The sequence below is a fragment of the Yersinia sp. Marseille-Q5920 genome (assembly GCF_946902935.1).
Classification (GTDB): Bacteria; Pseudomonadota; Gammaproteobacteria; order Enterobacterales; family Enterobacteriaceae; genus Yersinia; species Yersinia rochesterensis.
Window position 1 is genome coordinate 231,043 of sequence record NZ_CAMPQA010000004.1, and the last position, 15,751, is coordinate 246,793.

The window sequence follows — 15,751 nt, forward strand, 5'->3', positions numbered from 1 at the left end:
ACCAGCAGTCATGCTGGTGCTGTAGGTATTTGGTTTTTTTTTATAAAAATTACTAATTTTTTGATGAGTTGGATCTTATCATGAAATCCGTCATTAAACCTGAAACTGAGCGACTAAGTTCAATTTCATCATGTGGAATAAGCACGTATCGCCACGTTTTGCCTGTAAGTTTCTCAGCATTTTGATTTGCAAATTCGCACCAACGGATAGCCGCTCGCGTTTTGGCCTGAACTTCTGGCGTGTCGATTTCTGTCGCTTTTTTCGGTTCAATCAAGCAATAGCCATTGTCCATTTCGACAACGAAATCAGGTTCATAATTTCTACCATTAGCATATTCGATACGGAACTGACCTGGGCGAGGTTTCATCCAACGAATCACTGAAGGATCATTCTCCAATATTTGAGCTAGGCGGAGCTCCCCATCTACAGAGTCAAATTTCTGATAAGGGTAACAGCATTTATTAAAACCAGTGAAAATCATCTGGCGGACTTTATTTTTTTCTCCTGCGGGAACTGCAACACGGAAATCTCTCGGTTTTTCATTACCGGCAAAATTGAACGTCGCTGGATGTATTACATCAAAGCCCTGAGTTATACGCCCGGTATAGCCCGTTGGCGTGGTCCACATATTTTGTTTGATTTGCACCCATATAAATTCAGCCAGCTGCCGACCCGCATTTTTCAGTACGGATTCTGAATCTTCCGGCGGCTGATAACTGCACAAATGGTTCACCATCTGTCCGGCCAGTTTGTAGAGCATGTCGGCATGTTCGTCGTAATCAATTTCATCATGGTCGAGCAGATAACGAATGAGATAGTTTTCTAGCCGTTCTTCCGCTTCTCCACCTTCCTGCCAACTGATTGTCCGCTGTTCGTTATTTTCCAGATGCGTGAGTAAGAGCTCTTTACTGCCGGGTTTGAGCGCAATGCGATCCAACCCGGAAAGGTTGAAATCATTAAACCCGTAATTGACTTCACGTTCTGGCAAAACCACGATTCTAGGAATATCGATAGTATATTCCATCAGTTTTTCGGTGATCGTCCCGACCAACTCCTGAACTTCCGTATCCTCCATTGAAAGGAAACTTGGCTGTTCAACTTGCTCTTCAATCATTTCCGTCAAATCGAGTTGATCCGAAGACGATGAGATTTGATGTTGAGTCACTTCCCATTCACGCAAGGCTTGTTGTACCCGTCGAGTTACGTTTGCTTTCACCTCTGGCGTGCTGAGTTGCTGACTGCTGGTTAACCGTTTGGCTTCTTCTGACACCACTTTAAACGTGAGTTCTGCGACTTTACGTTCTGTTTCCGTATTGAGTACCGGTTTTGATATGGAGTTTGTCTGATATATTGCTTGAGGTTCACAAGCCTGCAACCCATTATTATCAATGACTTGATTTCCCAACAGGAATTCAGCCATTGATGGTACGATAATTTGCTGGGGTTTTACTTCTGGAATACCGTTTTCATCATCATCCAGCCCGATATACAGAACTTTCTTGATAATCGAGTCATCGTTATTGGCACGAACGATAATCTCCTGAAAACGGTCATGGGCAATAATCGTCAGGCGATCGACGGCTTCGACGCCGGTTCTTTTGCCGTAGGGAAGGCGCAGTCCTCGGCCTATGGTCTGCTCAGTCAGGATTTCAGAGGCAGAAGCACGTAATGGAACGATAGTGTACAGATTTGTAACGTCCCATCCCTCTTTTAACTTATTGACATGAATGACGATTTCAGTGTCTTTGTCATGCTCAACGGCCAAAAGCCTCTGCATAGTTTCTTCTGACTCTTCGCCTGACTGGTTAGAGTGAACGGTTATTACTTTGCCTTTATAAGCGCCATTGAAGAAATCGTCGTGTTCAATGCGTACTTTTAGCCTGTCTGCATGATCGGTATCCTGCGCAACGACTAGCATAAAAGGTTTGACCAGTTTGTTACCGGTGTTGTTGGCGAAACTGGTTAGTTCCGTTTTCACGTATTCATGATGGTGGATTCCGTCTTCCAGCTTTATTTTTTCCAACTGCTCTTCAGAGTAGTTGGCAGCACGGAAGTCTTTGCGCGTGGCAACAGCTGGAATTTTGACGTATCCATCTTTTAGTGCACGCGATAGGGGATAGTGATAAATAATATTTTTAAAATCACGTGGGTTTGCACCTACGGTTTTCGGTGTGGCGGTTAACTCAATACCCAATACTGGATTAAGATCGTTAAGCGCTTGTGCGCCCGCACTAGCGTAGTAACGATGGGCTTCATCCATCAAAACAACTAAATCTGGCAGGTTTGCAAGATAGCTGAAATAAGATTCTCCGACGTATTCCTGAATACGTCGAATTTTAGCGACCTTAGATTTAGCAGCACCTTTGGCATTTTCCAGTGCGTTGATTTTGGAAATATTGAAGATATTAATATGCGGAGCGGTTTCGCTGCCAAAAAGATCACCCGTTTTGCTTTCAGCAATCGCATAATCCAGACGAACGCCTCGCCCTTCCTGATAGTCATCACCAGTAATTAGTACCGGTGGTGTTTGTGCCAGTTCAGGAATGCCCTGAAAAACATACTTTGGCGAGCCGGGTAAAAAATCCATCTTAAGTTTTTCATAGATGGTTAAGTTCGGAGCTAGTACAAAAAAGTGACGGCTGCGCCCAGTTAAGTATAACCAGGCAATCATAGCTCCCATTAAGCGAGTTTTACCTACACCCGTAGCTAGTGCAAAGCAGAGTGAAGGGAAGGCACGTTCAAACCCTTTTACAGTGGGATACTGTTGACGTAGCAATTCAATCCAACGATTAAAATCAGGATCTTTACTGAGACCGAACTGTTCGAGAACGTCGCATAAAATGCGTAATGATTCATCCTGTGGATCGCGCAAGGACAGTCGTGCACTGACTCGATTGGCAATTTTCATTGCGTTGTTTTGGCTCATAATTCTTTTTCGCCTTCAGTATCTTCGTCGTAGTCAACATCGTCAGGTTGTTCTGAATCAGAAAGTACATTTAGCGTAAAGCTATAGTCGTCCTGATCCCATTCGCATTTACTTAGAATGGCACGAGGAATTTTTACCAATGTCAGGCTAGGAAATTCTGCACCTTCGGTCATAAAGGCTTTGCAGCAGATCAACAATGTGCGTCCAGTTCCAACCTCTTCACTTATAACTTTGAGTTGTTCATAAGCCAAAGAACCGGTAGTAACGTAGATGTAATCAGTTTCGGTACTGTAACCATGATTCCAGTATTGAGTCTGACTTGGTGCATAGGTAAAGTTCATATGCTTACACATAGCTTCTGCCAGCATTTCAGCGTTGTATTCTTTGTTGATCACCCAATTGCCCCAATGATCCTTTTTCAGGAGTGAAGGGGCAAGGCGCAAATAGCGGAAACCGCCGCCACCTTTCCAGTTTACGGCCTTGGATACACCATCTTGATCAATCCCTGTAACGACCCGTTTTAGACGAGGTTGCACATGGGTAAATGCTTGATCCCCCAATTCAATGGTTATCCAGCGGCGATTCATCTTGTGAGCTACAGCAGCTGTAGTTCCTGAGCCAGCGAAAGAGTCTAAAATTAAATCATTTGGAGATGAACATAAATCAAGAATTCTCTTGATTAAAAACTCAGGTTTTTTTCCTTTAGGGAATTTAATCCCCCCCTCTTTGTGAAGATTATTTGAAAGTATATCCGCCCAAAGGTTCGTTAATGGCTCGCCAGCAACTAATTGACCATCGACATTCTTTAGCTTATCTTTATAAAATAAAATTCGGTCTCCCTTTGTAAAATACATGTCAGGATAACCTTCACGCTCGAGCTTTAATATTTCATCCTCATTTTCTTTGGATAAGTCAATGATATCCCTGACATTTTGCCCTACGGAGTTATAATCTGGTCTGGCTGTACGAATTACTCTTTCTGCATTGATTAATACGAAATCATTTAATTTTCCTTCGTAATTATCACCTAAGGTTTTTTTGGCTTCGCTTGGCTTCATTTTCAAGCTTTCAGCAAATACTGACCCTAAAGGCTTATATTTCCATGTGCTATAATGCTCATCAATATTAACGATGTATTGTGAATATCTAGAATCGCGCTCTCTGGCTGTGAAGAGTCTGTTTGGTTTCCAATGTTGTTTGCTTTTTGCGTATACGATCAAATAGTTGGTGGTAGTGACCAATCCTGGATTTATTGATTTATGACCGGTAGCAGAACCTTGTTTGAAGGTTACGATATTTACTCGGTTTTGTCTGCCGAATATTTCGTCTAAAAGAACGATTAAATAACCAAGCTCGTTATCATCAATGTGAACAAAAAAAGTTCCATCAATAGATAATAATCTTTGGATAATTTCAATACGATCCCGAATAAGCGTTAGCCACTGAGAATGTTCCAGACCATCGTCATAGTTTTCGAAAGCCTCTCCGGTATTAAATGGTGGGTCAATATATGCGCATTTAACTTTCCCAGCATACTTTTGCTCTAGAGCTTTCAGTGCTAACAGGTTATCACCATGAATTAGCAGATTTTCACTATCCACATCACCATAAGACAACGCCTTATCTTCAAGCAGAATACGCGGTTCCAGACGAGGGCGCTTATGTTTACCAATCCAGTTAAGTTCTAATTTTTGCTTAGTTGACATAATCTATTTTTATCCAATACGTGCTCGCGCGCGTTCCTGTTCACGGATCTGCGCCTGAATTTGTGTATAAAGCTGCGCCTGTGCATTATCGCGATCGGTCGCGGTCACTACCAGTGCGTAAGGCTCCTGCTCGCTGCTGAATGCTTCACCCCAATCCCTGTCCTGACGGGTAACAACGATAAACCATTTTTCATCCGGGTTACGTTGGCGGAAAGTCCATACCGAGGACTGTACTGTACCGCGTTCCCGCTGCTGTGCTGATACAACACGGTTCGTTTGGGCGTCATCGGAGCGGGTTTCCGTTTCACTCTGTGTTTGGTGATTAAAACTGGCCTGCACTTCATCCAGCGAGCGGCCTTTAACCAGCCGGAAACTAATCCGCGTGGCGGTATAATCCATCCGGGTTGTACGCACAGCAGGTGAGTAAGCCAGCGTGACGCGAATTTCACGGGTTGATCGCTGCGATCTTAAAAAAGAAGCCGGGAAGGGTAGTTCAAAAAACTGATGGGCGTTATTTTCTATCTGCTCTTCACATCGCATGACCACCACATATTCTGAAGATCGGTATAAAGCATCTTCATCGATGATGCCGTAACCCGTTACCTCACGTTCTATCTCGCGGTTTCTCGTTGTAGGTGCGTTTTTATAACTTTCTCGCATCGCCTGCGGGAAAGCCTGCGTCATCGCCTGAGGGACAGATGCATGATTAACCAGCATTGCCCGTAACATACTGGCGGACATATCCGGGTATTCATTTAACAGGCGTCCTGCCAGATGCGTAATATATGGTGCGGCGAAGCTGGTACCGCTGAGCTCCTTGAACAGGGTAGCGCCCTGAAACTGGTGATGGCAACTTAATACGCCCAAACCACGCATATGGGCCTGCCATTGCCCTTGCCGCACATTGGAAGCGACACTGCCACCGTGTGCCATAACGTCGGGTTTAAACGCCCCTTTTATTGATGGACCATGTCGGGTAAAAGGTGAAGGTTGATTTTCTGTTGCCGGGCAGAGATGCTGAATATCCTCAGGCCTTCGTTGTGCATCGTGCGTTGCGTTATGCCTAGCGATGCTGCCCACTGTCAGTACATTGAGTGCAGGAGCTGGATCGATGATAACGCTTGCCTCATGCAACAGGTAATCAGGATACTCATCCCGCCAGCTGCTTTGCGGTACCGGAGGCTCGTCATTACCAGCGAAGTTTCCTGCAGAAACGACAAAGAGTACATTGTACTGCCTTGACAACGTATCTAATAAATACGCTATACCGCGGATATGTTTGCCGTCGTAGGGTGCATTAGCGTTTCCCAATGACAGGTTGAAAATGCGGCAGCCAAGATCGGTAAAATACGCAACAGCGGCTGCAAGCGTAGCTTCAATAGTTTCGGCATTGAATTCAGCCTGCTCGTTCAGTACTTTTCCATTATACAGCCATAGTTGAGGCTGCCAGAAATTGCTCTGGTTACAAGCCTCAACATCACCATACAGCGCAATACTGGCAACGGCAGTGCCATGCCCCTGTTCATCAAACGCATCCTGATCGGGAATAAAGCTGGCGCTTTCAGCAATGGCAGTGCTTAACAAAGGATGGTTGGTATTAATACCACTATCCAGAATACATATCCTGGTCGCATTTTCCGCTGGCGAGCTCAGGCGAGCCGGAAGAGTATTGATGTCCCGGTTAATTTGTTGATAGCTAATGCCACTAGACGGTGGCAAATCAATAAACCTAACGTCCCGATGAGCTAACAGGTGTTCCGCTTGCGCGAGTGAAACCTCGACCCGGTACATCAACAGGCTGTCCAGATTGACTTTATCCTGCCTGGAAATATCCTGCTCCTGTAACCAGTGCTCAAAACGTGTATACAGATCGATACGTTTGGGATGATGCGCAACTTCGATAGGCCAGAGCTCCACATCCAGTTTAAAGCGTTCCGCTACAGGAAAACCGTAACGTCGAAGAGCCCAGCTTTTGCGATCTTCCGCCGACCAGCTCTCAATACCGTCAAGCGCCTCCAGGATCTGTTTGTAGGTTAGTTCTGTATTACCTAGACCGAGGGATGACAGATGTTCTGCAAATGTAGCCAGCCCTTGCTCGTCACTAAAGACTACGCATACTTGTTTATTTTCCTGACTGACAAACTCTACGCCATGATGTATCAATGCCGAAAAATTCATCGTGCCGCTGTAGTTCAGTTTGAGTATATATCGACCATCATCGGCGCTGCTTGGTCCCTGCGTCAGCATCGGGCGCAGAGTCTGGAGCTGGTTCAATAACATTTGCCCATGCTGACGTAAATCGCCTCTGCGAATACGAGGCATATTGACTCTGCGGGTCCGTCGGTCGTTCTGAAGAGGGGCTTTGAAAATATTTAGATGCTGATAATTCGCCGTCATGGCAGTCCCTTATCGGTAAGTTCTGGCGTTCTCTCGCTGCATCGCGTTTTTTAAATCTTTCAGCGTCAGGAATTCCTGATGACGCAGGATCATGTGTTTGGTGGCCCGGCGAACAATGCGTTCGATATCTGCACCACTTTTACCATGAAGCAATGATAACAACTCATTATCGTCCAGTTCAAACTGGCGGCGAATGCCACGTAGCTTTAACGCCAGCAACTCGCGTAACTGCGTCTGATCTGGCAGAGGAAACTCAATCACTTCATCGAAACGACGCCAAATGGCGCTGTCCAAAATATGTTCATGGTTGGTGGCCGCTAGAATTAGACTTTTGCCCTGATAAGCATCCATCATTTGCAGCACAGCATTGACGACCCGGCGTAATTCGCCGTGTTCTCCGCTGTCGCCGCGTTCTTTACCTATTGCATCAAATTCATCGAACAAGACCACCAGTGGATGTTGGGCAATAAAATCAAAAATTTTACGCAGATTGGCGGCTGTTTCACCCAGAAACGAGGATACCAGTACATCAAGGCGGACAATTGCCAGCGGCATGTCCAGCTCAAAGGCAATGACCTCCGCCGCTAGCGTCTTACCGCAGCCAGGTGGCCCGAAAAACATGATCTTACTGGCTGCTTTCATTCCATAGCTATGCAATACATCGCTACGCCGGTGCTCTTCAAGGAGCTCATCAATCACTGTAGCGCTGGTAGCTGGAAGGATCATTTCATCGAGGCTGCGCTGCGGTTGCCGTAGGTCCAACAGTGGCAGCCCCCGTTCTTTATCTACCGGTGCCGGAGGCAACGTAGGTGAACGCGAAGCCTGAACAATGTGATCGCCATAAAGAATATGCTCCAGATCGTTAGCCAGAAGATGGTGCTGCTTCTGACGTTCCTCATCAATAATGGCTTCTGAAACGCGACGGAACGTAGCAGTGTCGCCCGTCGCGCCCGCTTTTATCAGCTGTCTTAATACTTTACCGTTAGCCATTATTGACTCCTGAAACAACAACACTTCATGCGGAAGGTGAATTCAATGTCCAGCTCACCGCAAATAATTGGCTGGACGTTATCTCTGTCGCCAGCTTTTGTTCAACCTCTTCCAGCAGGCGGTCTTCTTCCTGCTCAATTTTTTTCTTTTCATCATGATACTGCAACATGATGTTGTCCCGCTCGCGTTCTAGTGCCTTTATCGAGCGTTTAGCTTCCATCTTCTCTTTCAGCGAAGGAAGCTGGCGGGCGATTTTACGCGCTTCTTTAATTTCTGCATCTAACTGTTTGATGCGTAGGTCCAGCGCGATGCGGCGATCTTCTGACCAGCGTTCAAGTTTTTCTACTTCTTCATTGTAATAAAGTTCGTTATCACGTTCGACCTGCTGGATAAAAGAATTCCGTAAAACCTCACATTGTGCCGTTAAAGTGGGTAACAAAGGCTGTTCTTCTGTAGAAGTTATCTCTGACAACGGTAAGCGAAGCAAGCGGGATACGGTTTCTTCCGATACTACCTCACCATTTTCCGTTACGGCAGCGACAAGTAGCTGCTCTTGTTGTTGTTCTTGATTCCCGATACGGACTTTTATCAGCAACAACTGCCCCGATTGTTGGCAAAGTAGTTTTACATCAGCTAATTGTCCCACCCTGGGTTGGTAGATGAAATTGAGTCTCTGACAAACTGGCAATGTGGAAAGGTCTTTCCCCTCATGTAGGGCAACATCAATCAGTTGCTTTCCGTATCCCTGATTAGGTCGGAAAAATTCTGCGTCTTTTTCATCTGCAATAGGCCAGCTAACGTCATAATGCTTTCCCGAGGAACGAAAACCAGTTTCAGAGCGTTGGAAATCGCTATTGTCGCTTAGAAACATTTCCGCTAGCAGCAGCAGATTTTCCTGATAATCGTTTAACTGTGCGAGGGTCGTTGTGCGTCGTGTTTTTAGGTTTCGGACGACATCCACATCGAAATGTTCAAATAATGAACGCCGGGTTTCATTCTCCCGGTTTTCTAACTGATCTTTTAGTTCATCCTGAAGCTGATTAAACTCTCGTTCGATTTGCTCGTCGGAGCGGCAGTGCTGGTAAATCTCATGGATACGCCGTTCAATATCGACGCCCGATTCAATCGATCCGAGGATATCATCGGATGCACCAAATACGCCTTCAAAAAGCTGGAACTTTTGGCTCAATAGTTCAAAGACACGCTGATCGGCCCGGTTGCCTTTATTAATGAAATTAACCACCACAACATCATGTTTTTGTCCGTAGCGGTGAACACGTCCAATACGTTGTTCCACGCGCTGCGGATTCCACGGTAAATCATAATTAATTAACAGTGAACAGAACTGAAGGTTGATACCTTCTGCACCAGCCTCGGTACAAATCATCAGAGTACCTTCACCCCTAAATTTTTCGACCAGCGCCGCCTTCATGTCCGCCGTACGCGAACCGGAAACCCGGCCAGAGTTTTGATGCTTCTCTAACCAGTCGCTATAAATCTTTCTAGACGCCGCATCGCTGTTACTGCCGTTAAGCAACACGACTTCGCCTTCATACCCATTGTCTGAAAGCAGTTGCGCTAGCCAGGTTTGGGTGCGCACGGACTCGGTAAAAATGACCGCTTTACGCAATCCACCCAGTTCTGCTGTAAATTCGAAAGCCCGACTAAGAACGCTTAACAATGCCTCCGCCTTGGCGTTTTTAGTTATAGATGCCGCTAACGTTTTATAACTTTTTAACTGATCGATTTCTGCCTGTAGAGCCCGAGGATCGATGGTATCTTCATCCTCGATACCTTCTTCATCACTGTAATCATCATAATTTTCATAATCAGTCAGGGCATCTAAGACCGGCATTTTATTTTCTAGACGATGAATCATAGTCTCCAGCGTTCCCTGAATCGCAGTGGACGATGAGGCTAGAATTTTGCGGATGACTAATGTTACTAGATGACGTGCACCACTTTTGATTGCCAGTAGATCGTCTTGCTGCAAATAAGAGGAAACCTGTTTATAGAGAGCTTCTTCTTCATCCGTCGGGCGAAAATCTTCGGTTATTGAATGACGGCGGGTAAAACTGATCCCGCCTTCCTGCTGAACCTGTCGGCGAAGCGTACGATTACAGATCTTATTCAGACGTACCCTTAGTAACGCCAATTCTGCATCGTCAATATTCTGCCGAGAATAACGTGCCTTAAACGAGGCCAAATCGCCGAAGAAATGAGGGTCAATAACGGAAACCAGACCATAAAGCTCAAGGATGCTGTTTTGAAGCGGTGTAGCGGAAAGCAGAATTTTTTTCCTGCCAGATAATGCATTACTGAGTTTTTTGGCTGTTTTAGCACCATCACTTTTGTAGATATTTCGCAGTTTGTGGGCCTCATCCATGACAACCAGATCCCATGGAATACGAGCCAGTTCATGTTCTTTACGGGAAGCGAATTCGTATGAACAAATACATATCGCAGCCTCCCCAGTCGCGTTTTCAATGTCAAATGGATTACTGCATCCCTCTTTGATCATTTGATTGAAGCTTTTTGCTTCGATAATGCGTGAAGGTAGTGAAAATTTCTCTTCCAGTTCCTGACTCCACTGCTTACGCAGTGTTGCCGGAGCAATAAGTAATAGTTTCCGGCGTCGTTCTGCCCACTTTTGCGCCAAAATCAGACTGGCCTCAATGGTTTTTCCCAGCCCCACTTCATCTGCCAAGATAACGCCATTCGACAAAGGGGATGCCAGTGCAAACATCGCGGCTTCTACCTGATGGGGATTCATATCAACTCGAGCGCTGGCGATAGTCTGCGTCAGTGAGTCCTCGGCTTTACCGCTTAACGTTAACCAATGCGCTAAATAGCTACGTTGATGATTTGAATACACTTTATACCTTACTGATTGTGCAGGATGGAAAGAGGTACTTTAGTTTACTTTCATCAGGGAGATAGTTCTATCCATATCATGGCTGGCTTTTCAGCTATGGAAAGTAGAGGGTTGCCGACCTTGGCCTAAAATCCTGCTCCATTCAGAAACAGAATTCCAGCATGATAAATTCTATCCTGAGCGGTAGTTGGCCTATCAATAAGTCACGATTTACAAACGAAGGAATTGTATTTGCCCTGAAAAAGGTTTAGCTGGATACACGGGTACCTGAAATTTGCCCTAAGCTGGGCGTTTCAGAAGCAACATTTTACACTTATATAAAAATATTGAGGGATTGCTTTTCCAAGCTGATCAATCCGTGGGGTAACCTGCCCGTCTGGCAGCTAACACTGACCAGTACTGAGAATGACCTCATCATTCAGTCGTTTACCCTTAACAGAGGAAACTGTCTTATTTCATACCAGGGCCGTGGGAAAAATGTAAACAAACATCTGTCTTATGGTCAGAGTCTGACGTTTACCACGCCGAGTAATGATAATTTCACAAAATGTAAACCTCTTGAATTAACGGTAGAAACCAGTAAGGGGGCATTTACCTATAACTGGAAATAAATATCAGGAGACACAATCATAAACACAGGAAGTTACTATGAAATACATCACCACAGCGCTTTTAGTTATCTCATTATCTGGCTTGCAGGGCGCATATGCCGCAGAGAATTATGACCTGAAATGCCAGCTCACTAATCATGATATGATGACTCTAAGCCACAGTGATAACACCGTTTATATCGCATTCATAGCTCCAAATGGTGACCCTGAAGAAGGCGGTCATGTTATCAAGCTAGATATCGCTTCCAACGGAGCCCAGCAGTCGTTAGGTATTGAGAACTTCACCAACAGAAAATATTTTGTTCTGCGCGGAACGGATGAAGATATTGAGGGTGCTATTTCTGTTACTTACTCATTGGCGAAAGGTAAAAAATCAGCCAGCTACAGCGTTATGACAACACTCGGTAAAGAAACAGAAAACCTTAATTGCCTGTCAGACAGTATTAAAGCTAGCAATGATTTACTTGCAAGCGGCTTGAGCCATGTTCCCTTTATAAACTAGTGTATTAATTCCAACGTCAGCTCTACTGGCAACATTAAAAGTCATATCAACTATTTATCAGGCCACATCTCCATAAGGAGATGTGGCCTTTCTTTTTATCAAAGGAAATAATCATGATCCCATTAGTCAGTTGTTTTAACTCAGAAATTTTCGTTGACGGAAATACATTACCACCCACTTCATCGTTACCTTTGGCGTCGCAGCGTGCGGTGAAACGAGCGCTGACCCTGCTGGAGAGTCACTTGCGGGAACCGGGTATTCCATTCACTTCGGTATCGACTGCACGTGACTGGCTGCGACTACATCTGGTTGGGCTGGAAAGAGAGGTATTTATGGTGCTGCTGTTAGATAACCAGAACCGGTTACTGGCTCATGAAATGTTGTTCTTTGGCACGATCAATAGTACGGAAGTTCATCCCAGGGAGGTGCTTAAATCGGCACTGCGGCACAATGCCGCTGCTGTCATCATTGCTCACAATCACCCGTCTGGACTCGCAGAACCCAGTGAAGCCGATCGTCACATCACCGAACGTCTGAATAATGCCCTTGCGCTGGTTGATCTTCGCCTGACTGACCATCTGGTTATTGGTAGCAAAGACATTGTGTCATTCGCTGAACGCGGCTGGCTGTAGTCGGGGGATACCCCCACATGAAACTAAACGCCCGGCAAGTGGATACCGCAAAACGAAAAGAGAAACCTTACAAGCTCTCCGACGGTGGCGGATTATTTTTATTAGTAAACACAAATAGTTCACGTTACTGGCGGTTGAAGTATCGGATTGCTGGAAAAGAAAAGCTGCTATCTAAACAGGCCAAGAAAGTCAGCATTGATAACACGTCCGAAGCGCTGGCCAGAGTGACACAATACGCAATCTTATACACATATGTGCTTAGATCCCACTAAACATTATGGGATATCTTTAGACACTAAATGTCTATATATCGTTGTTTTAACAGGGTTTTATGGACTTAGTGGGATGTGCTGAGAAGTGCTAATGGTGTCCCCGACTGGAATCGAACCAGTAACTAGCCCTTAGGAGGGGCTTGTTATATCCGTTTAACTACGGGGACCCGATCAGCGGCAGGGTGGCTGCCGATGAAGTGTACTGCCGGAGCATTATACGCATTTTGACCCAGATAATAAGCAGTTAGCTGTCTGTTTGGTTACTCTATCGCCAATTTATAGTGAATAAATGGTATTGATAACCTAAAACCAATAGCTCAGAGAGTCTGAATCGGTGCTGTTACTTACGGGAAGATGATGTGCTTTTGTCCACTTTGTCACTTTTTTTAGGTCGATGGGTCATATCACTGCGGATCTGCGCATGACTGATCAGGGCAAAAATAAAGGTGCCACCGATAATATTACCCGCCAGTGTCGGGAGGGCGAAAGGGTAAATAAATTTCTGCCAGGGTATTGAGTCGTTAAATACCAAATAGAAGATCTCCACCGAGCCGACCACAATGTGGGTTAGGTCACATAAAGCGACTAAATAGGTCATCAGGAAAATCACCCATATTTTGGCGGCCCCTGCGGAGGGCATCATCCACACCAGAGTGGCAATGATCCAACCAGAAAATATTCCTTTAGCGAACATCTCTCCCGGAGAACTCTCCATTACCCCTTGAGCAATACTGACAAATGCCCTGCGCGTGGTATCGTCAAATATCGGCATATGAATAAAGGAATAAGCCGCTATCCCTGTACCAATCAGATTGCCCAATAAAACCAGACCCCAGAGCCGAAATAGCAGGATGAAGTTTTGACGGCTGGGTTTTTGCATTATTGGCAGCACCGGCGTGACGGTATTTTCAGTAAAGAGTTGTTGACGGGCCATAATGACAATAATAAAACCAAAGGTATAGCCGATATTCTCCAACAGAAAGCTGGCCGGGGTATCCGGCAATTTTGCGTGAAAAATACCTTTGGCAATCAAGGATGCTCCCATTGAAAGCCCGGCAGCGACCGCCGACCAGAGCAGTGCAAAACTGTCGCGCTCTAACTCTTTTTCACCGTCGACGCGGATAATTTCATGAATAGCCGCGGCTTTGGAGGGGAGGTTTTTTTCATTCACTTCAATTTCCTGTACTTCATGCTGCTCATCACTTTCCGCTTTCAAATCACCCTTATCCTGAGGTTGTTTTTCATTACTCATAGGGGATTCCCGGTTAGTGAAGAAAATAACGAGCTGAGCAATAAGCATAGTTGCAAATGGGGGTTCGCGATTCTTTTGGTGATGAGCACTGAAATAAAAAGTTACCCGGTTTTAATGTTGTAGGTTTTTTCTACAGAAACTTGATCTTAATGCCGAATAATACCTCTATAAGGGTAGGGGTAGGGTTAGACCTACGCTACGTAAGGATTAAGCCTTATGTTATCATTCGGTTTTCCTGAACTCACAATCCTACGGTGGAAGACAATCCTTCATGCTGGAAGCTAAAAACCTGACCTGCATCCGAGATGAAAGACGCTTATTCCAACAGCTCAGTTTTTGTGTGGCTGCGGGAGAGATTGTGCAGGTAGAGGGGCAAAATGGGGCGGGTAAAACCAGCTTATTGCGCATTCTGGCGGGGTTGGCTGATGCCGACGAAGGACAGGTGCATTGGCGGGGAGAAAACATCCGCCGCGATCGCGCCCGCTATCATCAGGATTTATTATTTTTAGGCCATCAGCCGGGAATCAAGTCTGTCCTGACTCCTTTTGAAAATCTGGCATTTTATCAGTCGGTTTTTCAACAGGTTGATAGTGCTGCAATCTGGCAGGCCTTGTCTCAAGTCGGGCTGGTGGGATATGAAGATTTACCGGTATCGCAGTTGTCTGCCGGCCAGCAGCGACGGGTGGCTTTGGCCCGTTTGTGGTTGAGTCAAGCGCCATTATGGATTTTGGATGAACCATTGACCGCGATTGATAAGCAGGGCGTTAGCACGTTGTTGCCTCTGTTTGTGGAGCATGCCGCCAAAGGGGGCATGGTGCTGCTTACCACCCATCAGGATTTGGATGGTGTTGGGCAGCAGGTGCGTAAAATCCGTTTAACCAACACGCAGGTGAATTAATGTTTATTAGCGTGTTGCGCCGTGAATTGAAAATTGCCTTCAGAAAAGGTGCAGAAATTGTTAATCCACTCTGGTTTTTTCTGATTGTTATCACCTTGTTTCCACTGGGTATTGGCCCCGAACCACAATTATTGGCGCGCATTGCCCCCGGTATTGTCTGGGTCGCAGCATTATTAGCATCATTATTATCACTGGAGCGGCTCTTCCGTGATGATTTCTACGATGGCTCTCTTGAGCAGTTGCTGTTATTACCTAGCCCGCTGGCACTCACGGTGCTAGGCAAAGTGTGTGCTCACTGGGTTGTTACCGGGCTACCTTTACTGATTTTATCACCGCTGGTCGCGTTGTTGCTTTCCCTCGACAGTAATACCGCCATTGCGATGGCGCTAACGTTGCTTTTGGGGACGCCGACCTTAAGTTTTATCGGCGCTATTGGCGTCGCGCTGACGGTGGGATTACGCAAAGGTGGGGTTCTGCTGAGTTTATTGGTGTTGCCGCTGTATATCCCGGTGTTGATATTTGCCACGGCGGCCATTGATGCCGCGTCTATGTCACTCCCCATCGACGGCTATCTGGCGATTTTGGGAGCCATGTTGGCAGGGAGTGCGACACTGACGCCTTTTGCTACCGCCGCTGCATTGAGAGTAAGTGTGCACTAGCTGTTTAGGGCTGGCTGCAAGCAGGTTGTTT

The 15,751-nt window shown here is 45.8% G+C and carries 10 protein-coding genes, 1 tRNA gene and 1 pseudogene; 5 read left to right on the top strand and 7 right to left on the bottom strand.

What is annotated here, in order from left to right:
- Positions 1 to 52: 52 nt before the first annotated feature.
- Genes OVO64_RS07890 through OVO64_RS07910 form a run of 5 tightly spaced genes read right to left on the bottom strand, consistent with a single transcriptional unit; the run spans position 53 to position 10,894 of the window.
- Positions 53 to 2,926 (bottom strand): DEAD/DEAH box helicase family protein, encoded by a 2,874-nt coding sequence (locus OVO64_RS07890; protein ID WP_267248701.1) that lies wholly within the window; start codon positions 2,924 to 2,926, stop codon positions 53 to 55.
- Positions 2,923 to 4,632, bottom strand: a complete 1,710-nt coding sequence (locus OVO64_RS07895) for a site-specific DNA-methyltransferase (protein ID WP_267248702.1) — start codon at positions 4,630 to 4,632, stop codon at positions 2,923 to 2,925. The genes OVO64_RS07890 and OVO64_RS07895 overlap by 4 nt, the downstream gene beginning before the upstream one ends.
- Before the next feature lie 9 nt (positions 4,633 to 4,641).
- Entirely contained in the window at positions 4,642 to 7,029 is a 2,388-nt protein-coding gene (locus OVO64_RS07900) for a S8 family peptidase (protein ID WP_267248703.1), read from the bottom strand.
- Positions 7,030 to 7,038: 9 nt separating this feature from the next.
- Positions 7,039 to 8,019, bottom strand: a complete 981-nt coding sequence (locus OVO64_RS07905) for an AAA family ATPase (RefSeq protein ID WP_267248704.1) — start codon at positions 8,017 to 8,019, stop codon at positions 7,039 to 7,041.
- Between the two features lie 25 nt (positions 8,020 to 8,044).
- Positions 8,045 to 10,894, bottom strand: coding sequence for an SNF2-related protein (locus tag OVO64_RS07910; RefSeq protein ID WP_267248705.1), 2,850 nt, complete (start codon positions 10,892 to 10,894; stop codon positions 8,045 to 8,047).
- 648 nt (positions 10,895 to 11,542) lie between these two features.
- On the opposite strand from OVO64_RS07910, the gene OVO64_RS07915 reads away from it, so the two are divergent.
- From OVO64_RS07915 to OVO64_RS07925, 3 genes and pseudogenes are all read left to right on the top strand, one after another.
- Positions 11,543 to 12,007, top strand: a complete 465-nt coding sequence (locus OVO64_RS07915) for a hypothetical protein (RefSeq protein ID WP_145509497.1) — start codon at positions 11,543 to 11,545, stop codon at positions 12,005 to 12,007.
- A gap of 113 nt (positions 12,008 to 12,120) precedes the next feature.
- Positions 12,121 to 12,639: a RadC family protein gene (radC, locus tag OVO64_RS07920; RefSeq protein ID WP_145509498.1), complete on the top strand. Its 519-nt coding sequence runs from the start codon at positions 12,121 to 12,123 to the stop codon at positions 12,637 to 12,639.
- 17 nt (positions 12,640 to 12,656) lie between these two features.
- Positions 12,657 to 12,812 (top strand): annotated as a pseudogene (locus tag OVO64_RS07925) (Arm DNA-binding domain-containing protein); the annotation flags it as partial.
- 191 nt (positions 12,813 to 13,003) lie between these two features.
- Here the strand turns inward: OVO64_RS07925 and OVO64_RS07930 are convergent.
- Both OVO64_RS07930 and OVO64_RS07935 read right to left on the bottom strand, forming a co-directional pair.
- Positions 13,004 to 13,078, bottom strand: a tRNA-Arg gene (locus tag OVO64_RS07930).
- Between the two features lie 173 nt (positions 13,079 to 13,251).
- Positions 13,252 to 14,163 (bottom strand): formate/nitrite transporter family protein, encoded by a 912-nt coding sequence (locus tag OVO64_RS07935; RefSeq protein ID WP_038631658.1) that lies wholly within the window; start codon positions 14,161 to 14,163, stop codon positions 13,252 to 13,254.
- A 271-nt stretch (positions 14,164 to 14,434) separates the two neighbouring features.
- Here OVO64_RS07935 and ccmA point away from each other — a divergent pair, with 271 nt between their 5' ends.
- Together ccmA and ccmB are read left to right on the top strand one after the other, a co-directional pair.
- Positions 14,435 to 15,061: a cytochrome c biogenesis heme-transporting ATPase CcmA gene (gene ccmA, locus OVO64_RS07940; RefSeq protein ID WP_038631661.1), complete on the top strand. Its 627-nt coding sequence runs from the start codon at positions 14,435 to 14,437 to the stop codon at positions 15,059 to 15,061.
- Positions 15,061 to 15,720, top strand: coding sequence for a heme exporter protein CcmB (gene ccmB / locus OVO64_RS07945; RefSeq protein WP_038631665.1), 660 nt, complete (start codon positions 15,061 to 15,063; stop codon positions 15,718 to 15,720). Before ccmA ends, ccmB begins: the two co-directional genes overlap by 1 nt.
- Positions 15,721 to 15,751 lie beyond the last annotated feature (31 nt).